Origin of the sequence: Frisingicoccus sp., from assembly GCA_016298055.1 — a bacterium.
Classification (GTDB): domain Bacteria; phylum Bacillota; class Clostridia; order Lachnospirales; family Lachnospiraceae; genus Frisingicoccus.
Genome location: JAEDDO010000001.1, coordinates 53,018 through 78,201 on the forward strand (window position 1 = coordinate 53,018; position 25,184 = coordinate 78,201).

The 25,184-nt window shown below is 40.5% G+C and carries 23 protein-coding genes and 2 riboswitches; all 23 genes read left to right on the forward strand.

Annotated features, from left to right (window positions below):
- The first annotated feature begins 113 nt into the window (after positions 1-113).
- Complete coding sequence (locus QZZ35_RS00235) at positions 114-1,406, forward strand: UDP-N-acetylglucosamine 1-carboxyvinyltransferase (RefSeq protein WP_291235618.1); 1,293 nt, start codon at positions 114-116, stop codon at positions 1,404-1,406.
- Positions 1,407-1,432: 26 nt separating this feature from the next.
- Positions 1,433-1,530, forward strand: a riboswitch (SAM riboswitch).
- 72 nt (positions 1,531-1,602) lie between these two features.
- The gene (gene metK / locus QZZ35_RS00240) at positions 1,603-2,793 is read left to right on the forward strand and encodes a methionine adenosyltransferase (RefSeq protein ID WP_291235619.1); all 1,191 of its coding nucleotides are present in this window, start codon (positions 1,603-1,605) and stop codon (positions 2,791-2,793) included.
- A 58-nt stretch (positions 2,794-2,851) separates the two neighbouring features.
- Positions 2,852-4,324, forward strand: coding sequence for a sensor histidine kinase (locus QZZ35_RS00245; RefSeq protein WP_291235620.1), 1,473 nt, complete (start codon positions 2,852-2,854; stop codon positions 4,322-4,324).
- Positions 4,317-5,006 (forward strand): response regulator transcription factor, encoded by a 690-nt coding sequence (locus QZZ35_RS00250; protein ID WP_291235621.1) that lies wholly within the window; start codon positions 4,317-4,319, stop codon positions 5,004-5,006. Before QZZ35_RS00245 ends, QZZ35_RS00250 begins: the two co-directional genes overlap by 8 nt.
- Positions 5,003-5,719 carry an RluA family pseudouridine synthase gene (locus tag QZZ35_RS00255; RefSeq protein ID WP_291235622.1) on the forward strand — a complete coding sequence of 239 codons (717 nt, stop codon included), beginning with the start codon at positions 5,003-5,005 and terminating at the stop codon, positions 5,717-5,719. The genes QZZ35_RS00250 and QZZ35_RS00255 overlap by 4 nt, the downstream gene beginning before the upstream one ends.
- 24 nt (positions 5,720-5,743) lie before the next feature.
- A complete protein-coding gene (gene proS / locus QZZ35_RS00260) occupies positions 5,744-7,177 on the forward strand; it encodes a proline--tRNA ligase (protein WP_291235623.1) in 1,434 nt (477 codons plus the stop codon).
- An 18-nt stretch (positions 7,178-7,195) separates the two neighbouring features.
- Positions 7,196-7,870: a FadR/GntR family transcriptional regulator gene (locus tag QZZ35_RS00265; RefSeq protein ID WP_291235624.1), complete on the forward strand. Its 675-nt coding sequence runs from the start codon at positions 7,196-7,198 to the stop codon at positions 7,868-7,870.
- A gap of 350 nt (positions 7,871-8,220) precedes the next feature.
- Complete coding sequence (locus QZZ35_RS00270; RefSeq protein ID WP_291235625.1) at positions 8,221-9,663, forward strand: FAD-binding oxidoreductase; 1,443 nt, start codon at positions 8,221-8,223, stop codon at positions 9,661-9,663.
- Positions 9,664-9,735: 72 nt separating this feature from the next.
- Positions 9,736-10,878 carry an acyl-CoA dehydrogenase gene (locus tag QZZ35_RS00275; protein ID WP_291233645.1) on the forward strand — a complete coding sequence of 381 codons (1,143 nt, stop codon included), beginning with the start codon at positions 9,736-9,738 and terminating at the stop codon, positions 10,876-10,878.
- A 156-nt stretch (positions 10,879-11,034) separates the two neighbouring features.
- Complete coding sequence (locus tag QZZ35_RS00280; protein ID WP_291233646.1) at positions 11,035-11,802, forward strand: electron transfer flavoprotein subunit beta/FixA family protein; 768 nt, start codon at positions 11,035-11,037, stop codon at positions 11,800-11,802.
- Between the two features lie 13 nt (positions 11,803-11,815).
- Positions 11,816-12,775 carry an electron transfer flavoprotein subunit alpha/FixB family protein gene (locus QZZ35_RS00285; protein WP_291233647.1) on the forward strand — a complete coding sequence of 320 codons (960 nt, stop codon included), beginning with the start codon at positions 11,816-11,818 and terminating at the stop codon, positions 12,773-12,775.
- 147 nt (positions 12,776-12,922) lie between these two features.
- Positions 12,923-13,390, forward strand: a complete 468-nt coding sequence (gene moaC, locus QZZ35_RS00290; RefSeq protein WP_291235626.1) for a cyclic pyranopterin monophosphate synthase MoaC — start codon at positions 12,923-12,925, stop codon at positions 13,388-13,390.
- A gap of 32 nt (positions 13,391-13,422) precedes the next feature.
- Positions 13,423-13,520, forward strand: a riboswitch (TPP riboswitch).
- A gap of 52 nt (positions 13,521-13,572) precedes the next feature.
- Positions 13,573-14,235, forward strand: coding sequence for a thiaminase II (gene tenA / locus QZZ35_RS00295; RefSeq protein WP_291235627.1), 663 nt, complete (start codon positions 13,573-13,575; stop codon positions 14,233-14,235).
- A 2-nt stretch (positions 14,236-14,237) separates the two neighbouring features.
- Positions 14,238-14,993 (forward strand): ABC transporter ATP-binding protein, encoded by a 756-nt coding sequence (locus tag QZZ35_RS00300; RefSeq protein WP_291235628.1) that lies wholly within the window; start codon positions 14,238-14,240, stop codon positions 14,991-14,993.
- Entirely contained in the window at positions 14,990-15,733 is a 744-nt protein-coding gene (locus tag QZZ35_RS00305) for an ABC transporter permease (protein ID WP_291235629.1), read from the forward strand. Before QZZ35_RS00300 ends, QZZ35_RS00305 begins: the two co-directional genes overlap by 4 nt.
- Positions 15,730-16,776, forward strand: a complete 1,047-nt coding sequence (locus QZZ35_RS00310) for an ABC transporter substrate-binding protein (RefSeq protein WP_291235630.1) — start codon at positions 15,730-15,732, stop codon at positions 16,774-16,776. Before QZZ35_RS00305 ends, QZZ35_RS00310 begins: the two co-directional genes overlap by 4 nt.
- Positions 16,777-16,788: 12 nt before the next feature.
- Positions 16,789-17,355: a hypothetical protein gene (locus QZZ35_RS00315; protein ID WP_291235631.1), complete on the forward strand. Its 567-nt coding sequence runs from the start codon at positions 16,789-16,791 to the stop codon at positions 17,353-17,355.
- Positions 17,356-17,800: 445 nt separating this feature from the next.
- A complete protein-coding gene (locus QZZ35_RS00320) occupies positions 17,801-18,940 on the forward strand; it encodes an acyl-CoA dehydrogenase (protein WP_291235632.1) in 1,140 nt (379 codons plus the stop codon).
- Positions 18,941-18,964: 24 nt separating this feature from the next.
- The gene (locus QZZ35_RS00325) at positions 18,965-19,762 is read left to right on the forward strand and encodes an electron transfer flavoprotein subunit beta/FixA family protein (protein ID WP_291235633.1); all 798 of its coding nucleotides are present in this window, start codon (positions 18,965-18,967) and stop codon (positions 19,760-19,762) included.
- A 19-nt stretch (positions 19,763-19,781) separates the two neighbouring features.
- The gene (locus QZZ35_RS00330; RefSeq protein WP_291235634.1) at positions 19,782-20,774 is read left to right on the forward strand and encodes an electron transfer flavoprotein subunit alpha/FixB family protein; all 993 of its coding nucleotides are present in this window, start codon (positions 19,782-19,784) and stop codon (positions 20,772-20,774) included.
- Between the two features lie 187 nt (positions 20,775-20,961).
- On the forward strand, positions 20,962-22,536 hold the full coding sequence (locus tag QZZ35_RS00335; RefSeq protein WP_291235635.1) for an acyl CoA:acetate/3-ketoacid CoA transferase: 1,575 nt from the start codon (positions 20,962-20,964) through the stop codon (positions 22,534-22,536).
- 31 nt (positions 22,537-22,567) lie between these two features.
- Positions 22,568-23,872, forward strand: coding sequence for a GntP family permease (locus QZZ35_RS00340; protein ID WP_291235636.1), 1,305 nt, complete (start codon positions 22,568-22,570; stop codon positions 23,870-23,872).
- A gap of 141 nt (positions 23,873-24,013) precedes the next feature.
- The coding region (locus QZZ35_RS00345; protein WP_291235637.1) for a sigma-54 interaction domain-containing protein at positions 24,014-25,184 on the forward strand (1,171 nt) is incomplete at its 3' end.

The window sequence follows — 25,184 nt, forward strand, 5'->3', positions numbered from 1 at the left end:
AATAGTTGTAAAAAACAGAGGTAATTTTTACAAAATTATAAAATGCAATTTACAAATTTCTGGATTATGCTATAATAATGGGGACTATAGCAATAAGTTTGTTGAGGTGTACCATGGAACAATATGTTATAAAAGGCGGAAATCCATTGGTCGGCGAAGTCACTATAGGCGGTGCAAAGAATGCGGCATTAGGTATTCTCGCAGCTGCGATCATGAGTGATGAAGATGTGATTATTGATAATCTGCCGGATGTAAGCGATATCAATGTTTTATTGCAGGCCATTGCATCCATTGGCGCAGATGTTGTGCGTATTAGTAGAAATGTAGTAAAGATCAATGGCAAAAATATTCACAGTTTTTGTATTGATGATGGATTTATTCGTAAGATAAGAGCTTCGTACTATTTGCTTGGGGCACTCCTCGGCAAATATAAAGAGGCAGAAGTTGCCCTTCCGGGAGGGTGTAATATTGGAAGTCGTCCAATTGACCAGCATCTGAAAGGTTTTCGGGCACTTGGGGCTAAAGTAGAAATTAATAATAGTATGATTGTTGCAAAAGCGGAGCATTTGAAAGCACGTCATATCTATCTGGATGTGGTGAGCGTTGGCGCTACGATCAATATTATGCTGGCTGCTTCTATGGCTGAAGGACGAACCATTCTTGAGAATGCGGCAAAAGAACCGCATATCGTAGATGTAGCAAATTTCCTGAATTCGATGGGTGCAGATATCAAAGGTGCCGGTACGGATGTTATTCGTATCCGCGGTGTTGAAAAACTTCACGGAACAGAATATACAATTATTCCGGATCAGATTGAAGCAGGAACCTTTATGTGTGCGGCTGTGGCAACGCAGGGCGATGTGACAGTTAAACATGTTATTCCGAAACATCTGGAGTCTATTTCGGCTAAATTAATAGAAATGGGTGCTGAGATTGAAGAACTGGATGATGCCGTTCGTGTTGTTGCGTCCAAACGTTTACAGCCTACGAATATTAAGACACTGCCGTATCCGGGATTTCCGACGGATATGCAGCCTCAGGCGGTAATTGCGCTTGCCCTTGCAGATGGTACAAGCGTCATTACAGAGAGTATCTTTGAAAATCGTTTCCGTTATGTGGACGAACTGACGCGTATGGGTGCCCATATTAAAGTTGAGGGGAATACAGCGATCATTATTGGTATTCCACGGTATAAAGGGGCACATATGAGTGCACCGGATCTGCGTGCGGGAGCGGCACTTGTCATTGCGGCACTGGCTGCTGACGGGTATTCAACAATTGATTCGATTGGATATATTCAGCGTGGATATGAAGATTTTGAAGGTAAACTTCGAAGCCTGGGAGCATGTATTGAGCGTGTTGAGAATGAAAAAGATATTCAGAAATTTAAGCTGAAGATTGGTTAATGAAACAATTTTATACGTGACAATTTCTCTTATTCAGAGCAATGGAGCCGAAGGAGCGATGAAATTGCGGCAACCCCGATGACGGAAGGTGCCTGCCGGAGCGAGTGAACTCGAACAATAAGAGGATTTGATATGAAGAATCAAGTCCGCTTTTTGCGGACTTTTCTTTTAGGATTTTTTGAGAGGAGTATTACAAATGGAAAGAGTTTTATTTACATCAGAATCTGTAACCGAAGGTCATCCGGATAAAATCTGCGATGCTGTTTCCGATGCTATTTTAGACGCGATGCTTGAACAGGATCCGATGAGCCGTGTAGCCTGTGAAACATGTGCTACGACAGGTCTTGTCATGGTTATGGGTGAAATTACATCAAAAGCAACGGTTGATATTGGAAAAGTTGTGCGTGACACAGTAAATGAAATTGGATATAATCGTGGAAAATTTGGATTTGATGCAGATACTTGTGCTGTAATGGTTGCTTTAGACAAACAGTCACCGGATATTGCCATGGGTGTTGATAAGGCATTAGAGGCAAGGGAACATCAGATGACCGATGACCAGATTGAAGCTATTGGTGCGGGCGATCAGGGAATGATGTTCGGATACGCAACAAACGAGACAGAAGAGTATATGCCGTATCCGATCGCACTGGCACATAAGCTTGCAAGACAATTGACACGTGTCCGTAAAGATGGTACATTAATGTATCTTCGTCCGGATGGTAAGACTCAGGTTACTGTTGAATATGATGAAGAAGGCAAGCCATCCCGTCTGGATACGGTTGTTCTTTCTACACAGCATGATCCGGATGTGACACAGGAACAGATTCATGAAGATATTCAAAAATATGTATTTGATGTTGTCCTTCCAAAGGATATGGTAGACGAAAATACACGTTTTTTCATTAATCCGACAGGCCGTTTTGTGATCGGAGGGCCTCACGGTGACAGTGGATTGACCGGAAGAAAAATTATTGTAGATACTTATGGCGGATATGCTCGTCACGGCGGCGGCGCATTTTCGGGAAAAGACTGTACAAAAGTAGACCGCTCTGCAGCTTATGCGGCACGTTATGTGGCTAAAAATATTGTTGCAGCAGGTTTGGCTGAAAAGTGTGAGATTCAGTTGTCTTATGCGATAGGTGTGGCTCAGCCGACATCCATTATGATCGATACTTTCGGTACAGGTAAGCTTACAGAAGCAGAGTTCGTTAATATGATTCGTGAAAATTTTGATCTCCGCCCGGCAGGCATTATCAAAATGCTGGATTTACGTCGTCCTATTTATAAACAGACAGCGGCCTACGGACATTTTGGACGCAATGATCTGGATTTACCATGGGAAAAAACGGATAAGGCAGAAGACCTCAAAAAATATTTAAAATAACGGTAACAGATTTTAAAGATTTTTGATGTGAGCTCATAATTGGACAGGAGGGATTAAAATGCGGCTGGCTACTCGGATGAAAATCACATATGGTGTCGTTTTCTTTGTGCCTATCATTTTGATCGCAGTGACTTTCTGGGGACTTGGACGCCTTGAACTGGAAAGTCTCAGGCAGAAATATGATATGAGAAATGCAAGCATGGAGATGCTGTTTAATCCTTTTGAAGTACTTGGTAATATGTCAGACAGTGTGGTTGAAGAACTGGAAAGTGCAGCAGAACAGAAACCGGAACAATTTGAGAACATAGAATATCTGGAGAATATCAATGCACGTCTTGAAAGAGTCTATTCCTTTCTTGTTGTGAGAAAGGATGGGGAAATCTATTATTCAGGCGAAGATATAGATTTTGTAAACCGTATTGAGCTTGGAGGAGAAATAAAAAAAGGCGGTTTTATTGTAGGAGAAGAACCTTTTCATGTGAAGCAGATCAGCTTTGAATATACAGACGATACGTACGGAGTTGTTCAGATTTTTACTCCTGTGAGTGTAGTCGTCGATCAGGTTGAGCGGATGGCACTCAAAGTACTGGTCAGTGCGTTGATCATTCTTTTACTTGTTGGCGCGATTGCATTTACCTGGCTGTATCAGAGCGTTGTGCAGCCATTGGAAAAGCTTAAAAAGGCGGCTGTAAATATAAAAAATGGGAACCTTGATTTTAATGTTATCACGGATAATGATGATGAGATCGGAGAAGTCTGTACAGCATTTGAGGAGATGCGTATCAAGCTGAAGGATCAGATTGAATTGAGTATGCAGTATGAGAAAGATAATAAAGAATTGATCAGCAATATTTCTCATGATTTGAAAACGCCTATTACAGCGATAAAAGGATATGTAGAAGGTATAAGGGACGGTGTGGCGGACACGCCGGAAAAAATGGACAAATATATTCGGACGATTTATAATAAGGCCACAGACATGGATCGGCTGATCGACGAATTGTTTTTGTATTCAAAGCTGGACAGTAATTCCATGAATTACAGTTTTGCCAAACTGAATTTAAAAGATTACTTTGAGGATTGTGTGGATGAAATTTCTCTGGATCTGGAATCCAGAGGCATTTCACTTGAGTATCGGAATTATGTGCCGGAAGATACGATTATCATTGCAGATCCGGAGCAGCTTAAACGTGTTATCAATAATATTGTGGGTAATTCTGTAAAATATATGGGTTCGCGTCCGGGACGTATTCGCATTTTTATAAAAAATGAGCCCGAATTTGTTCAGGTTGATATCAGTGACAATGGAACAGGAATTGCAAAAAAAGAGCTTCCCCATATTTTTGAACGATGTTATCGGACGGATGCTTCAAGAAATTCATCCAAAGGCGGCAGCGGTCTCGGGTTATCTATTGCGAAGAAAATTATTGAAGAACATGGCGGTAAGATATGGGCTAACAGCGTGGAGAATGAAGGAACAACATTAAGTTTTGTTTTGCGCAAGTACAAGGAGTGTGTGACATATGAGTAAGATATTGATCATAGAAGATGAAGTCAGCATTGCAGAACTCGAAAAAGATTATCTGGAATTAAGCGGTTTTGAGGTAGATATGGAACATAGCGGGGACACAGGACTGGAGAAAGCGCTGAAAAAAGATTTTGATCTGATTATTCTTGATTTGATGCTCCCGGGCATTGATGGATTTGAGATATGCCGCAGAATCAGGGAGAAAAAAAATATTCCGGTTCTGATGGTTTCTGCCAAAAAGGAAGATATTGATAAGATCCGCGGTCTTGGCATGGGTGCAGATGATTATATTACGAAACCATTCAGCCCGAGTGAGCTGGTAGCCCGGGTAAAAGCGCATCTGGCAAGATATGAGCGGTTAATAGGAAGTGCCGTCAGGAGCAATGAGATTATTGAGATCCGCGGCCTTAAAATTGATAAAACGGCTCGAAGAGTTTACGTTAATGGTGAGGAAAAGGCATTTACGACAAAAGAATTTGACTTATTGACTTTTCTTGCGGAAAATCCAAATCACGTATTTAAGAAAGAAGAACTGTTTAATAAAATATGGGATATGGAATCTTTGGGAGATATCGCGACAGTTACAGTGCATATTAAGAAAATTCGTGAAAAAATCGAGCTTAATACATCAAAGCCTCAGTATATTGAAACGATATGGGGAGTAGGATATCGGTTTAAAGTATGATGAATATAGAAATTTTATATGAGGACAGAGATATTATTGTTTGCGTGAAACCACATGGAGTGCCTTCCCAGTCAGACAGGTCGTCGGCGATGGATATGATCAGCTGGATAAAAAATCATCTTGCAGCCGAGTCGGGGAAAAAAGGCGGTTTTTATGTCGGGGCGGTACATCGTCTGGACCGTCCGGTGGCTGGAGTCATGGTGTATGCAAAAACAAAAAAAGCGGCAGAAGATCTTAGCCGGCAATTTTCTGCACATACGACAGAGAAATACTATCTTGCTCTTCTGACCGGAAAAATGGCACAGGAGCAGGGCAAACTTGAAAATTTTCTACAGAAAGACGGGCGCACAAACACCTCATCTGTCGTGGCTTCCGGAGGGAAAAGAGCCTGTCTTGAGTACCGTATTCTTGGTGAGAAAGACGGTTTGTCGCTGGCAGAGATCCATTTAAATACAGGACGACATCATCAGATACGGGTGCAGACAGCTTATGCCGGAGCAGGCATATATGGCGATATGAAATATAATTCGGATCAAACGGATATGTGGAAGAAAGAACATGGGGTGCAGCGTGAAAAAACAGAATTGTGCCTTTTTGCATGGCGGCTTGTATTTGAACATCCATCGCTTCACAAGCGAATGATTTTTAAAGTTTTGCCAAAGACAGGACGTATGTGTATTGACGAATGGCCGTGTTTATCTTACTATGAATGAAGAAAATAAAAGGAGACTTTAATTATGGCGAAGGAAAAGAAATTAGTTGAGGCAATTACTTCGATGGAAGAAGATTTTGCACAATGGTATACAGATGTTGTCAAAAAAGCAGAACTTGTAGATTATGCAAGTGTTAAAGGCTGCATGGTGATCAAACCGGCCGGTTATGCGATCTGGGAAAATATCCAGAAAGAACTGGACCGTCGTTTTAAAGAGACAGGCGTTGAAAATGTGTATATGCCATTGTTCATTCCTGAAAGTTTATTACAGCGGGAAAAAGATCATGTTGAAGGTTTTGCTCCGGAAGTGGCATGGGTAACACATGGCGGACTTGAACCGCTTCAGGAAAGATTGTGCGTGCGTCCGACGTCCGAAACTTTATTCTGCGATTTTTATGCGAGAGATATTCAGTCCCACAGAGATCTTCCGAAATTATATAATCAGTGGTGTTCTGTCGTACGCTGGGAGAAAACAACACGTCCGTTTTTACGTTCAAGAGAATTTTTATGGCAGGAAGGTCATACGGCACATGCTACGGCAGAGGAAGCTGAAGAAAGAACGATTCAGATGCTGAATCTGTATGCGGATTTCTGTGAAGAAGTTCTTGCTATGCCGGTTATCCGCGGTAGAAAAACAGATAAAGAAAAATTTGCCGGTGCGGAAGCAACATATACAATTGAAGCACTCATGCATGACGGCAAGGCACTCCAGTCGGGAACAAGCCATAATTTTGGTGACGGTTTTGCAAAAGCCTTCGGAATACAGTATGCAAATAAAGAGAATAAGCTGGAATATGTCCATCAGACATCCTGGGGTATGACAACACGTTTGATCGGTGCGATCATCATGGTTCATGGAGATGATTCCGGTCTTGTGCTTCCTCCGAGAATTGCACCGACACAGGTTATGATTATTCCTATCCAGCAGAAAAAAGCCGGTGTTCTCGACAAGGCATATGAAATGAAAGATATGCTTAAAGGATTCCGTGTAAAAGTGGATGATACGGATAAGAGTCCGGGATGGAAGTTCTCTGAAGCGGAGATGAGAGGAATTCCTGTGCGCGTCGAGATCGGTCCGAAGGATATTGAAGCCGGCCATGCGGTGATCGTACGCCGTGATACACGTGAAAAACAGATCGTTGCTCTGGATGAACTGACACAGAAAGTGGAAGAGACACTGGATGCAATGCAGAAAGATATGCTTGAAAGAGCAAGAGCGCATCGTGATGCTCATACTTATGAAGCACATGACTTTGCTGAATTTAAAGATATTGTTGAAAATAAACCAGGCTTTGTCAAAGCAATGTGGTGCGGCGATGAGGCATGTGAAAATATGATAAAAGAAGAAACAGGAGCAACATCCCGGTGCATGCCTTTTAAACAGGAGCATTTGTCTGATACATGTGTATGCTGCGGTAAAACTGCAAAGACAATGGTATACTGGGGTAAAGCATATTAAAGAACAGGAATGATATGTGTGGAGAAATCCTATGAAAAAGTTGTAGACTACGTTCAGAAGCAGATTATGGACGGGGTCTACAACCTTGGAGATAAACTGCCTTCAGAACGTGAAATGGCACAGCAGTTGAATGTAAGCCGGACATCTGTCAGAGAAGGAATACGGATATTGGAGCAGATGGGGGCTTTGTCCTGCCAGCAGGGATCAGGCAATTATATTAATGGAGATTTTGAAAATACACTGATTCGTGTCATGACGTTGATGTTTGCCGTCGAGGGAACAACCTATCGTGAAATCGGCGAATTCCGTTATGCGCTGGAATATCAGGCTTTGTCTCTGGCTGTTCATCATGCAACAGAAGAGCAGATTGCAGAGATGGAATATCATATGAGTATGCTTGAGTCATTGCAGGAAGAAAATCTTCGATCAAAACATGATAAACGTATACACTATTTGTTGGTGGAATCATCCCATAATAATTATCTTATTGTTAATTTTTTGGCATTAACACAGGTGATGGATCAGTATGTTAAAGATATGCGTGTGCGTATTTTGAAGGATGAAGAGAATAGAGAAGGTCTTATGCAGACGCATAAAGATTTGATTCGAGCTGTTCGAAATAAGGATATTCATCTTGGGCAGGAGGCATTGAACCGTCATTTTGTATATATTTACAACTATCTGGACAGCTGATTGTTTTCTGCGGAAGAAAATGTAAATCCAGTTATTAACAAATATTGTCAGTGAAGAGTTTTGCCAATATTGACAAAAAAAAGACAAAGACTTTGTGCGAAAGAACAAAAGATTTTTTGAGAATAAAAAGCGTAACTGTGCAATGCTTATAAAAAAGCAGGGTATAGAGCTGAGTTAAACAGTAAAAATTACTTGACAAATGACCATCTATATCTTATGATGGTAATATATGAAAGGTAGGACCATTTGGGCCATTTTATCTGTTTTTTATGGTTATTGTGTACATAGTGTGCAATAAAAAATATATAAAGCAAAGGGTTCTTATTAAAGGATTAAGGAGGAATGTTGAAATGAGTGCATACGGAAAAGTAACTCCGGAAATCGTGGAGAAATTTAAAGAAATTGCACCAGGACGGGTTTATGTAGGAGAGGAAATCAACGACGATTTTACACATGACGAAATGTCTATTTATGGTAAAGCTGTACCAGAAGCAGTTGTTGATGCTATGACTACAGAAGAAATCTCAGCTGTAATGAAGATTTGTTACGAAAACGCTATTCCAGTAACACCTAGAGGTGCTGGAACTGGTCTTGTTGGTGCCAGTGTTCCGATTGCCGGAGGTATCGTTATCAATACAACAAAAATGAATAAAATCCTTGAGTACGATTTAAACAACTTCGTTGTTAAAATCCAGCCAGGTGTTCTTTTAAACGATCTCGCAGAAGACTGCGTAAGCCGCGGCCTTATGTATCCACCAGATCCAGGTGAAAAATTTGCTACAGTTGGTGGTAATGTTTCCACAAATGCTGGTGGTATGAGAGCTTGTAAATATGGCGCTACAAGAGATTATGTACGTGCTATGACAGTTGTTTTACCAAACGGTGAAATCGTTAAATTCGGAAGCACTGTTTCTAAAACATCTTCAGGTTACTCTCTTGTTAACCTTATGGTTGGTTCTGAAGGTACTCTTGGTATCATCACAGAATTAACATTAAAAATTATTCCAGCTCCGAAGGAAGTTATCAGTTTAGTAATGCCTTTCGAAGATCTGGCTTCCTGTATTTCCACAGTACCTCTGTTCAAGAAAAATCATCTTGATCCACAGGCTCTGGAATTCATGGAAAGAGCAATTGTTGAAAAATCCGAAAAATATGTTGGTAAAGCTGTATATCCAAAGGTACTTGACGGTGTTGAAGCTGGTGCATACCTCCTTGTAACATTTGATGGTAAAGATATGGATGAACTTGAAGTGATTATGGAAGAAGCTTCCGAAATCGCTCTTGAAAACGGCGCTATCGACGTTATCGTTGCAGATACACCACCTAAGATCAAAGATGTTTGGGCAGCAAGAAGCTCCTTCCTTGAAGCTATCAAAGCTGAAACACACTGGAAAGATGGTCTTGAACTTCTTGATGAATGTGACGTTGTTGTTCCTCTTGACCAGATCGCACCATATGTTGAATATGTATACGGCGTTGGCGAGAGAATGGGACTTCAGGTTGAAAGTTTCGGTCACGCAGGTGATGGTAACCTTCATATCTACGTTATCGGTGATGATCAGATCAGCGTTGCTGAATTCAAAGAAAAAGCAGATGCATTCTTTGATGAAATTTATCCGGAAGCATCACGCGTTGGCGGTTTAGTATCTGGTGAACATGCAATCGGTTCTGGTAAACTTGATTATCTTGCTCAGGCAGAAGGTGCTACAAATATGGATCTTATGCTTGGAATCAAGAAAGTATTTGACCCTAAGTTAATCATGAACCCAGGTAAAGTTTGCTACAAACTGTAATTTATAAAATTTTATTTATAAATCATTTAACATTACTTTTTATTTATTAATTTTTAAAGGAGGGCTTAGGAAATGAATTTTCATTTCAATGAAGAAGAACAGGAAATCCTCAATATGTTAGAGGATTTTGCAGCTAAAGAAGTAGGACCAAGAGCTCAGGAAGTCGATGAAGAGGAACGTTTCCCAATCGAAGCACGTGAACAGCTTGCTGAAATGGGTATGATGGGTATTTATTTCCCAGAAGAATACAATGGTTCAGGTCTTAGCTACATGACATACATTGGTGTATGTGAAAAATTAGCTGAGTACTGTGCAACAACATCCATCATGGTTATGGCTTCTGAATCCCTTTGTGCATGGCCAATCTTTGCATATGGTACAGAAGAACAGAAACAGAAATATCTTGCTCCACTTTGCTCCGGTGAAAAATTAGGTGCTTTCGCACTTACAGAGCCAAGTGCAGGAACAGATGCTGCTATGCAGAAAACTGTAGCTGTTGACAAAGGTGACCACTGGTTACTCAACGGTTCTAAAATCTTTATCACAAACGCTCATTATGCAGATATCTTCGTTATCTTTGCTTTAACAGACAAAGAAGCTGGAACAAAAGGTATCTCTGCTTTCATCATTGAAAAAGGAACACCAGGATTTGATGTAACTGGACATGAAAAGAAAATGGGTATCCGTGGTTCTTCCACAAGTGAATTAATCTTCAACGATTGCAAACTTCCAAAAGAAAACCTTTTAGGTGAACTTGGAAAAGGCTTCAAGATCGCTATGACAACACTTGATGGCGGACGTGTTGGTGTTGCAGCTCAGGCTGTTGGTATCGCACAGGGTGCTATTAACGATGCTTTAGCATACGTTAAAGAACGTGTTCAGTTTGGTAAACCAATCTGGAAATTCCAGAATACACAGTTCCAGTTAGCTGATATGCAGGCAAAAGTTGACGCAGCTCGTCTTCTTCTTTACCGTGCAGCTCAGGCTAAACAGGATGGCGAACCATACAGCCACTTAGCAGCTATGGCTAAACTTGTTGCTGCTGAAACAGCTTCTGACGTTACACGTCGTTGTGTACAGCTGGCTGGTGGATATGGATATTCCCGTGACTATCCATTCGAACGTCATATGCGTGATGCGAAGATCACAGAAATTTACGAAGGAACATCTGAAGTTCAGAGAATGGTTATCTCCGGATGGATGGGTGCTAAATAATTTACATAATACCTTTGTAAATATTGGAAATTAATTTAAATTTCCCTGTGCAATTTAATTCGTTGCAGAATAATTAAAAATTTTCATACGACTGGTGTGCAGGATCTAAATCTACACACCAGTTGTGTTATTATGAAAAAGGAGAGTACAACAAAAATGGAAATATTAGTTTGTATTAAACAGGTGCCAGACGATTCTGTTAATGTAAAAATGAATCCAGCTACAGGCGCTCCTGACCTCAGCAATATTACACCTATTGTAAACGCTTTTGATACATACGCTCTTGAAATGGCTACACGTTTAAAAGAAGCTGTAGGTGGAACAATTACTGTTGTTTGTGTAGGTCCTGATAAAGCAAAAGATGCTATCAAAACATGTCTTGCAGTTGGTGCAAGCAATGGTTTCATCGTTAAAGATGAAGTTACAGATACAATCAGCACAGCAGACGCTTTAGCAAAAGCTGTAGCAAAAATCGAAGAAGCTCAGGGCGTTAAATTCGATCTTATCTTCTGTGGTAAAGAAACAACAGACTGTGCATCCGGACAGGTTGGTACAATGTTAGCAGCAAATCTGGATGTTCCTGTAATTCCTAACCTTGTTGATATCGAAGCAATCGATGGCGGTATCAGTGCTAAACAGGAAACAGAAGAAGGATACAATGTTGTTGAAGCTGCAACTCCATGTGTAGTAACTGTTACAAAACCTGCATATGATCCAAGATACCCAACTATCAAGAGCAAAATGGCAGCTAGAAAGATCCCGATTGGTGAATTAGAAGTTGGCGGCGTTGCAGCAGCAGCTGTATCCGTTGTCGCTAATGCTGAACCTCCAAAGAAAGAGGCTGGTATTAAGATTCAGGAAGAAACAATTGGTGATTCTATGGCGAAAGCTATTGCAATGATGAAAGAAGCTAAAGTATTCTAAAGGAGGAAATGTCATGGGTTGCAAGAATGTAATGGTATATGTTGAAACAGCAGAAGGCAAGCCAGTCAATGTGGGCCTTGAAATGCTTACAGCTGCTAAAGAAGTTGCTGAAAAAGTAACTGCTGTTGTTATTGGAGCTGCTGATGCTGCAGCTACAACAATTGCTTACGGTGCTGACGAAGCAATCACAGTTGATGCTGCTGAATACAATACAGAAGCATATGCTGGAATTATGGCAGCATTAGTTAAAAAATATGCTCCAGAAATGGTATTCGTTGGTGGTACACCAAACGGAAAAGATTTAGGTGCTAGACTTGCTGCTACATTAAAAGCTGGTTGTGTAACAGATGTTATCGCTATTAAAGAAGCTGATGGTAAGGTTGTTCTTACAGCTCCACTTTACGGCGGATGCATCTATTCTGATTCTACAGTTGATGGTGATGTTGCAATCGCTATCATCCGTGGTGGTGCGTTCAAAAAAGCTGATGAACCAGATACAGCTAAAACAGGTGCTATCACAGCAGAAACAGTTGAAGCTGCTGATTTAAGAGCAAAAATCGTTAACAGCGTACAGGAAATCTCTGAAAGCGTTAACCTTGAAGAAGCAGAAATCATCGTTGCTGGTGGTAGAGGTGTAGGAAGCCCTGAAAATTATGAACTTGTTAAAGAACTTGCTGGTCTTCTTGGCGGTGTTGTAGGTGCTACACGTCCGGTTATCGAAGAAGGTTGGATTTCCCGTGCACATCAGGTTGGACAGTCCGGTAAGATTGTTGCTCCAAAATTATATATTGCATTTGGTATTTCCGGTGCTGCACAGCATGTTTCCGGTATTACAGGTTCTGACTTCATCGTAGCTGTCAATAAAGATGAAGATGCTCCAATTTTTGAAGTAGCTAACATCGGTATTGTTGGTAACTGTATTGATGCATTACAGATTATGATTGAAGAAGTTAAGAAAATGAAATCTGAATAATTCTTTTTCATAAGGAAAGCCCAAACGTTTTGCGTTTGGGCTTTTTATGAATGAATGCAACCGTTCCGAGCCAACCTCCGGAAGGGTGTGTATTTCGACGGTGTGGCGTGTTTGCTAAATAAAATTATATTTATCGGAGATTGTATTATGGACTTGACACATATAAATGATCAGGGACGGGCAAAGATGGTCGATGTCTCTGAAAAAAATGATACACAGAGAATGGCAGTGGCTTATGGGAAAATCTGCATGAAGCAGGAAACACTGGAAAAAATTAAAAATCAGGATATAAAAAAAGGTGATGTGCTTGGTGTGGCACAAGTGGCGGCTATAATGGCGGCAAAAAGAACGTTTGAGACGATTCCTATGTGTCATCCTCTCTTTTTGACGGGGGCGGATGTCCGGTTTGATACATATGAAGATGGAATCGGTGTCTATGTAACTGTTCGTACAACAGGAAAAACGGGTGTTGAAATGGAGGCCTTAAATGGTGTAAGCGCAGCACTACTGACAGTTTATGACATGTGTAAGGCTATAGATCGTGGTATGTGTATTGAAAATATATGTTTGATTGAGAAAAATGGCGGTCGTTCCGGACATTTTATCAGAGAATAAACTTTACAAATAAAAGAATCGTGTTATAATGAGAAATATGCTAGGGGAGCGAAAGCTGAGAAAGTCTTAGACTTGACCCTTTGAACTTGAGGCGGGTAATACCGACGTAGGGAAGCAGTGAATACGATGAATTTGAGCTTTCCTTTGGAAGGCTCTTTTTGTTTTGATGGAGGAGAATGAATATGACATTAACAGAAGAATTGTATGAGAGTGCAAAGGATATTTGGGCGGGTTATCATGAACATCCTTTTGTAAACGGCATTGGAGACGGTAGTCTTCCGATTGAAAAATTCAGATTTTATATGCTTCAGGATTATTTATATCTGTATGATTATGCAAAAGTATTTGCATTGGGAGTGGTGAAGGCAAGCGAACCATCGATGATTCGAAGATTTGCTGCTTTTGTGGAAGATACCCTGGGCGGAGAGATGGATATTCATTCCGGATATATGGAGAGACTGGGAATTACAGATGAGGATGTGGCAAGAGCTAAAAAAAGTCTGACGAATGCATCTTATACAAGTTATATGTTGGATGTGGGTTTCCGTGGGGATGAACTGGATATTCTTGTTGCCATTCTGTCATGCGCATGGAGTTATGCAGAGATAGGCGACAGATTAAAGAAAAAATATCCTGAGTCTGTAGATCATCCGTTTTACGGAGAATGGGTAAAAGGGTATACATCCAGAGAATACAATGATATGAATGATGAACTTCTTTATCTTGTCAATATTCTTGGTGAAAGCACCGGAAAAAAACGCAGAGAAGAATTAAAAGAAATTTTCATAAATTGCAGTCGGTATGAAGCAATGTTTTGGGATATGGCATGGAATATGGAGATGTAAGTATGCTCGCATTTAAAAATGTAACTTTTCAATACCCTGAAGATGACTATGCAATGATGGAGAATCTTTCCTTTCATGTGGAGAGAGGCGAGTTCGTTTCTCTGATCGGTGCCAGTGGATGCGGAAAAAGCACGATTTTTCGATTGATTAATCGTTTACTTGAACCAAAGTCCGGGGAAGTGTATGTGGATGGAAAAGAGATTCATACGATTAAAAGTTATGCCGGGTATATGCCTCAGAAAGATCTTCTTTTTCCCTGGAGGACGATTGAACAGAATCTCTGTCTTCCTATGGAAATTCAAAAAGTGGGAAAAGCAGAACAGAAACGTCGCGTTGATGAAGTGTTGGTTCAGGTTGGTCTTGAGGCATACAAGGATAAGTATCCTAAGGATTTATCCGGTGGTATGCGGCAGAGAATTTCTTTTGCAAGAACACTTTTGACAAACGCAGAATTAATGCTTCTGGATGAGCCTTTCAGTGCGTTGGATGCTTTAACGCGAATGGATATGCAGGAGTGGCTGCTCGATCAGTGGTATCACTATCATAAAACGATCCTTTTTATTACGCATGATGTTGAAGAAGCCCTGTTTTTGTCAAAAAAAATATATATTATCACGGAAACACCGATGCATGAGCTGACGATTGTTGATGTGCCGGAAGGATATCCAAGAAATCGAGAGTTTCTCGGCAGACCGGATATAGAAAAATTAAAAATGGAATTGACGATGCAGTTGAGAAAAGGAGGGCTGAAATCATGAAAAAGTATTTGCCCTCTCTGCTCTTTATTGCAGCGTTATTATTGATCTGGCAGTTTGCCGCCGGAAGAATGAATGCAGCATACATTCTTCCCACACCTGTTGGGATAATTAAACGTCTCTGGGAATTAAGAGAACCGTTGTTTACGGTGCATCTGCCGGCGACAATGAGTGTGACGATGATTGGTCTGGCTATTTCCGTTGTATTAGGCATCAGTCTGGCTATTGTGATGGATATGAGCCCTGTGGTTGAACAGGCTCTTTATCCGATTGTTATTGCGTCACAGACAATACCGACAACAGCGATTGCTCCTTTATTTATCGTATGGTTTGGATATGGAATATGGAGTAAGATTGTTGTTACGATCCTGATGACATTTTTTCCGATTACGATCACTGTTTTTGACGGGTTTAAATCAGTAAAACGGGAAATGGAAGAATTGTTAATAACCTATGGTGCAGGAAAGAAAGAGATATTCTGGAAGTTAAAGCTGCCAACGGCATTGCCCTATTTCTTTTCAGCGATAAAAATGGCAATACCGTTGAGTGTGATCGGAGCGGCGATTGGTGAGTGGCTTGGAGCACAGAGCGGTCTGGGGTATTTCAGCAGAAGAATGATGACACAGCTTGATGGGGCGGGTGTGTTTGCTCCAATCATACTATTATCAGCTGTTGCCATGATTCTAGTCAGCATTATAGGATTATTGGAAAAAATATGTATTAAATGGAGGAATGAATTATGAAAAAATTTATTGCCGGTTTTATGTGTGCAGCTATGGTTGTGGCATGCGTTGCCTGCGGAAAGACTGAGAAAAAGGAAACAGTATCTGAGAGTAAAGCAGAGACGGCTGAATCTGCTGCAGATGACAGCAAAGATTTAAAAGAGATCAATGTTGTGTTAGACTGGTATCCGAATGCCGTTCATGGATTTATTTATGATGCAATTGAGAAAGGTTATTATGAAGAAGAGGGGCTTAAAGTTAATGTACAGTTTCCTTCAAATACAAATGATGCCATGTCTCTCACAGCTGCAGGAAAAGCTGAAGTAGGTATTTATTATCCACAGGATGTCATTATGGCAAGAGCAAATCAGGATGTTCCGGTACGTTCCATCGGCGCACTGACTCAGTCCGGATTAAATATTGTTCTTTCGTTAAAAGAAAAAAATATTAACAGCCCAAAAGATCTTGTGGGTAAAACAATTGGATATTCAGGAACCGAATTAAGTGAACAATTGATCCGTACCATGATGGAAAATGTTGGTGTTGCTTCGGATTCTGTAACTATGGTTGATGTTGGATTTGATCTTATGTCAGCTATGACAACCGGTCAGGTGGATGCAACGATCGGATGCATGGTGAATCATGAAGTGCCTCAGCTTGAAAAAGAAGGATTTGAAGTAAATTATTTTTATCCATATGAATATGGTGTTCCGGAAGGATATGAGTTGATTTTTGTTTCAAGTGATGATATGATTAACAACAACTCGGATACTTTAGCAGCATTTATGAGAGCTTCTGCTAAAGGATTTGATGATATGAAGGCGAATCCGGAAGAAGTGCTGGATATTCTGCTTGCTAATCAGAACGAAGAGAACTTTCCGTTGGATAAAGATGTAGAAATGCGCAGTATGGAAATTCTTTTACCTGTAATGTCGGGAGAGGAAGTTGCATTCTTTATGCAGGATGCATCTATATGGCAGGAAAACATTGATTGGCTGAAAGATGCAGGCCTTCTGAAAAATGACATCACACCGGAGGATTTAATGGCAAATGTGATGAACTAAGGAGGATTTTATATGGATATGATGAATCGGATCATTATCACGGTTCAGTCAGCTGCAATTCCCATTCTTGCGGTAATTATGGCAGTGATCGTGTTCAACATGATGAAAAAGCCGGGGGCTACGACAGCGGACAGCGAAGAAAAGTTTAAAGTTAAAGAAAGCAAGTTCTGGCTTGTGATTTCTGTGTTTGGTATTTTGTCAGCAGCAATTTTTATATGGCTGGCTTTGACAAACACTACTGAAGGGCAGATTGTTATTGCTTATGTTCTGGCTGCGGCATGTCTCATTGCTTCGGGAGTTACTGCATATGTTTATAACAGACGATATCTGATCGTTGATGGAAAAACACTGATTTATCAGCCATTAAAAGGACAGGCACAGACTTTTGAGGCACGTCTTATCGGAAAGATGGAGATTATACAGTCACCGAGATGTGAGGAATTAAAAGTGTATAATCGTTCCGGAAAGCAGCTTTTTGAGATCCAGGGTTATATGGTCAATTCTCAGGTGCTGAAAAAGTATATGAGAAATCTTCCTGTTAAAATTGTGAAAAAAGAATATGATGAGGCGAAAAAGTAAATTTTTATCGGTTTTCCTTTGAAAAATACAGTCGCTGGAGTTTTTGATTTGGTTTATAAAAAGAACCGTCGAACTTCAGCGACTGTGTTTTTTTGAGAGAAATTATGTAAAGATAATGTTATGTGTTGATAATTTTATAGCAAAATTTATGTTAAAAATGCATAGTTCAAAAAGGAAAAAGAAGAAAATAATATCTAAGTTATCTGAAATGTATCATAATATCGAAAAAGCATAACAATTTTGTCAAATAGATTATGATTTACATGCAAAATATTTCAAAATTGCAAATTGCCGAAATGCATTAAAATGCAATACTGCATATACTAATTGTGAAAAAAACAACAAAAAGTATTGGGTTTCAAGGGTTTTACGGATGGTAAAAGTTGGCACGTAAATTGCTGATTATATATAACAAAAGAAAATATAAGTTTAAGGAGGAAGTATTATGGAGTTTGGTTTATCGAAAGAGCATCTTCTGGCACAACAGTTATATAGAAGTTTTGCAGAGAAAGAAGTAAAACCATTAGCTCAGGAGATTGATGAGGAAGAAAGATTCCCTTGGGAGACAATGAAGAAGATGGCCAGATATGGTATGTTGGGCATTCCGGTTCCAAAACAGTATGGAGGACAGGGCGCAGACGTCCTTACATACATTATGGCAGTTGAAGAGATTGCTAAAGTGTGCGGTACCACAGCTGTTGTTATGTCAGCACATACATCTCTGTGCTGTACACCGATTCTTGAAAACGGAACAGAAGAACAGAAAATGAAATATTTACCGGATCTGGCAAGTGGTAAGAAGATTGGTGCATTTGGTCTTACTGAGCCGGGAGCTGGTACAGATGCTTCCATGCAGCAGACAAAAGCTGTACTTGAAGGCGATCATTATGTTTTGAATGGCTCAAAAATCTTCATTACAAATGCAGAGGCAGCAGATATCTTTATCGTAATGGCCATGACTGACAAGTCTAAAGGAACAAAAGGTATTTCAGCATTTATTGTTGAAAAAGATTTCCCTGGCTTCTCAGTAGGACCTCATGAGAAAAAGATGGGTATTCGCGGTTCATCAACATGTGAATTGATTTTTGAAAACTGTATCGTTCCAAAAGAAAACCTTCTCGGAAAAGAAGGACGTGGATTTAGTCTTGCTATGAAAACTCTGGATGGAGGACGTATTGGTATTGCTGCTCAGGCACTTGGACTTGCAGAAGGCGCAATTGATGAAGCAGTAAAATACACAAAAGAAAGAAAACAGTTCGGAAGAAAGATTTCTCAGTTCCAGAATACACAGTTCCAGCTGGCAGATATGTTTGCTAAGACAGAAGCAGCAAAATATCTGGTTTATAAAGCAGCATGGAAGAAAGGTGCCGGCATTCCATACTCTGTTGATGCTGCAACAGCAAAACTGTTCTCAGCAGAAACAGCTATGGCAGTAACAACAAAAGCTGTACAGTTATTTGGTGGTTATGGTTATACAAGAGATTATCCGGTTGAACGTATGATGAGAGATGCCAAGATCACAGAAATTTATGAAGGTACTTCTGAAGTTCAGAGAATGGTTATCTCTGGAGCAATGTTGCATTAGTATTAGGGAGAGGAGACTAGGGATATGAAAAATATTGTAGTATGTATCAAACAGGTTCCGGATACAACGGAAGTTAAACTTGATCCGGTTACAGGAACATTGATCAGAGATGGTGTTCCAAGTATTATCAACCCGGACGATAAAGCTGCTCTTGAAGTTGCACTTCAGCTTAAAGAAAAAACTGGTGCTAAAGTGACCGTAGTTTCTATGGGACCTATGCAGGCTGATGTTGCTTTAAGAGAAGCACTTGCTATGGGTGCAGATGATGCGGTTCTCGTATCTGACAGAGTATTTGGCGGTGCAGATACCTGGGCTACATCTTCCACAATTGCCGGTGCTATTAAGAAATTGGATTATGATCTGATCATCGCAGGACGTCAGGCTATTGACGGTGATACAGCTCAGGTTGGTCCTCAGATTGCAGAACATTTGGGAATACCTCATGTCAGCTATGCGGCAAGTGTTGATCTGGAAGGTGATGATACACTGGTTATTCAGAGAAATTTTGAAGACCGTTACCATGTTATTGAAGCAAAAACGCCATTGTTGATCACAACTCTCGGTGAAGAAATAGAACCTCGTTATATGAGTGTTGGAGGTATCTTCGATGCATACAGAGAAAAAGAAGTCAAAGTATGGGGCTTTGAAGATATTAAGGATTGCGTAGATCCATCCAACTTAGGTCTTAAAGGTTCACCTACACAGGTTAAGAAGTCCTTCACAAAACCTGTTAAAGCAGCAGGTGTTCTTCATACAGAAGTATCTGCGGATGAAGCTGTCGATATTATTATTAACAAGTTAAAAGAAAAATATATCATTTAGTTAGGGAGCAGGTGAAACAATGAGTAAAAATGTATATGTTTTTGCAGAGCAGAGAGATGGAGTTATCCAGAAAGTTGCTTATGAATTAATTGGTAAAGCGAAAGAACTGGCTACAGATTTAGGTCAGGAAGTTGTTGCTGTTGTTTTAGGCGATGGTATCCAGGCTGCTGCCGCTGAATTGTTCAAACACGGTGCAGATCAGGTCATTGTTGTTGATGCTCCTGTTTTGGGAGAATACTCTACAGAACCTTATGCAAAAGCTCTTACAGCTGTTATTAAAGCAAAAGAACCGGAAATCGTTATTTATGGTGCAACGGCGATCGGACGTGATCTGGCACCTCGTATTTCTGCCAGAGTTCATACCGGTTTAACAGCGGACTGTACAAGACTTGAAATTGATCCTGAGACAAAAGGTCTTTTAATGACACGTCCGGCATTCGGCGGAAACATTATGGCAACAATTGTTTGTCCGGATTACCGTCCTCAGATGGCTACAGTAAGACCTGGTGTTATGCAGGCACTTGAAGCAGATGATTCCAAATCCGGAACAGTGGAAGTGTTTGACGCAGGTGTAAGCGAAGCGGATATGAATATTAAAATCCGTGAAGTTGTCAAAGATACAAAGAAATCTGTGGATATCACAGAAGCTAAGATTCTTGTATCCGGCGGTCGTGGAATCGGCGGACCGGAAGGTTTTGATATGTTGAAAGATCTGGCAGAAGAACTTGGTGGTGAGATTTCCTCCTCCAGAGCATGTGTTGATGCCGGATGGATCGACAGAGACCGTCAGGTTGGACAGACAGGTAAGACAGTAAGACCAAATCTTTATATTGCAGCTGGTATTTCCGGTGCGATTCAGCATGCTGCAGGTATGGAAGATTCTGAATTAATCATTGCTATTAACAAAAATAATACAGCTCCTATTTTTGAAATTGCAGATGTCGGAATCGTCGGAGATTGCAAGGTTATTATTCCAAAATTAACAGAAGCATTGAAAAAATTAGATAAATAGTGTTATAATAGGACCATAGTTCATACATCGTATCCGGGGGATTAGGGACTCCCGGATACGATTGATGATAAATAAAAACAGCTGGAATTCAGTGGTGCGTTTTCCGGCAAGTAATTGTATTGTTGTTGAGATTGAAAAATACATATGGAAGCAATTTGCTGACGTATGATAGGGGGAGGTTTTTGATATGAGTAAAGTAGTTACAATGGAACAGGCAGTTGCTATGATCCAACCAAATGATGTTGTTATCACCAGCGGCTTCTTAACAGCAGGGACACCTGATGCAATCATGAAAGCAGTTGGAGAGTCTTTTGATGCAACAGGCATGCCGAACAACCTGACCATTATGTATGGTGCCGGTCAGGGTAATAAGAAAGGCGGCCAGCAGGAACGCTGGGCAAAGGAAGGGCTTGTTAAACGGTGGATTGGAGGTCATTTTGGATTCTCTCCGAAAGTTATTGAGATGATCAATAATAATCAGGTAGAAGCCTACAATCTTCCACAGGGTGTAATCATTGAGATGTATCGTGCTATGGGACAGGGCCGTAAAGGTTACATTACCAATGTTGGTCTTGAAACTTTTGTTGATCCTCGTTTACAGGGCGGAAAACTGAACAGCCGTACAACAGAAGATATTGTAAAAGTCATCGAAGTTGAAGGCGAAGAACAGTTATACTATATCCTTCCAAAGGCAAATATTGCGTTAATTCGTGTAACTACAGCGGATACAAATGGTAACTGTACAATTGAAGATGAAATTCTTCCATTGGACATTTTATCCGCAGCTATGGCAGCTAAAGGATGCGGCGGTAAAGTTATCGTTCAGGCAAAACATATTGTAGCTGCTGATACAATTCCATCTCGTCAGGTAGCAGTACCTGGTATTTTCGTAGATGCAATTGTTGTTCCGGATGATCCGGAAGAAACACACAGACAGTGTGCGGATTACTTTGTAAATTCCACATTATCCGGTGCTTACAAAGTTCCAACAGATGCTGTCGCTCCAGAGCCATTTGGTACTAAGAAATTTATTGGTAGAAGATGTGCTATGGAACTTGTTCCAAACGCTGTTGTTAATCTTGGTGTTGGTATCCCAGAAAAAGTTGCAACAGTTGCAGGTGAAGAAGGATTCTCAGATCAGTTGATCCTGACAACAGAATCCGGTATGATCGGTGGTATTCCAAGCGGCGGTGGCTCCTTTGGTGCAGGTGTTAACGGCTGGGGCGAATTACCGGAGATCAGTCAGTTCGACTTCTATGATGGCGGCGGACTTGATGTTACATATCTCGGACTTGCAGAATGTGATGCTAATGGTAACATTAACGTAAGTAAGTTTGGTACAAATGTTGCCGGCTGCGGTGGCTTTATCAATATTTCCCAGAATACAATGAACTGTATTTTCTGTGGAACATTCACAGCTGGCGGACTTAAAACAAAAGTTGAAGACGGTAAGTTAGTAATCGTACAGGAAGGTAAGAAGAAGAAATTCGTATCTGCTGTTGAACAGGTTACTTTCTCAGGAGAATATGCTCGCAGAAAGAAAATGAATGTTAAGTTTGTTACAGAGAGAGCTGTTATTGAATTATTAGAAGATGGTCTTACTGTAACAGAGATCGCTCCTGGTATCGATCTTCAGACTCAGGTTCTTGATCAGATGGAATTTACACCATTAGTATCAGAAAACCTGAAAACTATGGACCCTAGAATTTTTATTGATGCTCCGATGGGCATTAAGGATGAAATTCTTGCTAAGGCGAAATAGTTCCTAACTATTTAGCGAGGGAGGAAAATTTATGAGTTTATTTGGTATTATCTTTGGATTGGCTTTACTGATTTTCCTGGCATTTAAAGGACAGTCAATTCTCTGGGTTGCTCCAGTCTGTGCAGCAGTTGTTGCACTTTTCGGTATGTTCGAAGATCCTACGATCAACGTTCTGACCATGTATACAGAAAACTATATGACAGCAATGTCCGGTTTCATTAAATCATGGTTCCCGGCATTCATGCTCGGTGCTATCTTTGGTAAAGTTATGGAGCTTACAGGTGCTGCTAAATCTGTAGGTCTCTGGCTTACACAGTTAATCGGTGCAAAACAGGCTATCTTAGCTGTAGTTGTTGCCTGCGGTGTTTTAACATACGGCGGTATCTCTCTGTTCGTAGTAGTATTTGCTATTTATCCTTTAGCAGTTGCTCTTTACAGAGAAGCTGATATTCCGAACAAACTGATTCCGGGTGCTATTTCTCTGGGTGCTTTCACATTTACTATGACAGCTATCCCTGGTACACCTCAGATCCAGAACATCATTCCTACAGGTTACTATGGAACAACTGCTATGGCAGCTCCTGTTATGGGTATTGTTGCAGCATTGGTTATGTTCCTTCTCGGTATGATCTGGATGAAGATGAGAGAAAAGAAACTTAAAGCTGAAGGTTTACACTTTGTTGAACCATCAAATCTTGCAGTTTCCGAAGACAAAGAACTTCCAAATCCAATCGTTTCTTTGATTCCTCTGATTTCTGTACCGATCACAATGAACATTTTGAAATTCCCATTAGTTGGTGCTCTCTTATGTGGTGTTGTACTGGCTATGGTACTGAACTTTAAACATGCCAAAGAATTCCCGAAGGCTCTTACAGACGGTGCATCCGGTGGTCTTATGTCTATCGGTAATACCGGTGCAGCCAACGGTTTCGGTGGTGTAGTTAAAGCCGTTCCTGGTTTTGCTACATTGACAGCAATGCTTCTTAATGTTCCTGGAACACCTCTTATTTCCGAAGCAATCGCAGTATCCTGTCTGGCAGGTGCTACAGGTTCCGCTTCCGGTGGTATGGGTATTGCTCTTGAAGCATTAGGACCGAAATATATGGAATTAGCAGCAAGCGATCCAAACCTTACACCAGAAGCTCTTCACAGAATCGCATCTGTTGCATCCGGTGGTCTTGATACACTTCCACATAACGGTGCTGTTATCACATTGTTATCTGTTTGTGGTCTGACACATAAGGATTCTTACATCGATATCGGTATGAACTGTTGTGTATTCCCAACAGTAGCTGTTATCGTATGTATCATTATGGCTATGATTGGTATTCTGTAATTTGATATTGATTTTTAAAAGTCAGATTCAATTATCATTTAGATACACTCCTTTTCCTTAAAAGGAGTGTATCGTGCTGTTTAGGACTTAAAGTTGCTGTGTAATGTGTTAAAGCAGCAGTAAAGGATAAGGGGAATTTGGATGGAAAAGGTATCCACGATCGAAGAAAAATATGAATTTTATGAAGATGTGTTTGATAATATGCCGGATGCTGTCTATGTTCTGGACAATAAGGGAAATATGATCTATGTCAATTATGCCATGATCAAAAAGTTTGATATCCCGAGAGATGAACTGCTTCGATATAATGTATTTGATATGTACAACGATGGATTGATTGATTATGTCATTTGCCGAAATGTATTTGAGCATAAAAAAGAAGTTGTTATGTGTCAGAAAATTTTTAACAGCCATGGAAAAGAACAGATGCAGATGGTATCCCAGATGCCGATTTTAAATGACAAAGGCGATATTCAATATATCATTGGCGTTATGAGGGATATGGAAGAACTGATCGGCTACTATTATGATGCACTGAACACATATCAGGCAGTAAAAGTCATTCAGGATAAACGACCGGATGATAATAAACTGATGGTTTATAATAGTCCCCAGATGTCGGAACTGGTGCGTATTATGAATAATGTGGCTTCCACGGATGCCAATATTTTAATTCAGGGTGAATCAGGGACAGGTAAAGAAGTTCTGGCAGAATATATTCATGAAATGAGTGAACGTAAAGGAAAGGAAATGGTGCGGATCAACTGTGCGGCCTTTCCGGAAACATTATTGGAATCAGAACTGTTTGGTTATGAGAAGGGGGCATTTACCGGTGCGCTTGGCAGCGGTAAAAAAGGACTGATTGAAACGGCCCATGAGTCAACATTGTTTTTGGATGAAATTAATTCCTTGCCGTTAGCGCTTCAGGGCAAAATATTAAGAACCATCGAGACAAAAATGGTACAGCGTATCGGCTCAGATCGGCCAAAGCGTATCGATTTCAGACTGATTGCTGCGACGAATGAAGATCTTAGTGAGTGCATTAAGAAAAAGACTTTTCGGGCAGACTTATATTATCGATTGAATGTTATTCCGGCGATCATTCCGCCGCTTCGAGAGAGACCGAGTGATATCGAACCGTTAATTCAGTATTTCCTGAATAAGTACTGTAAAAAATACGGAAGAGAAAAGACATTTTCTCCGGAAGTTATGGAGATATTGAAAAATTATTCGTGGCCGGGGAATGTCCGTGAACTGAAAAATTTCGTAGAACGAATTGTATTGATCAGTGCGGCATCTGTTTATTGTATAA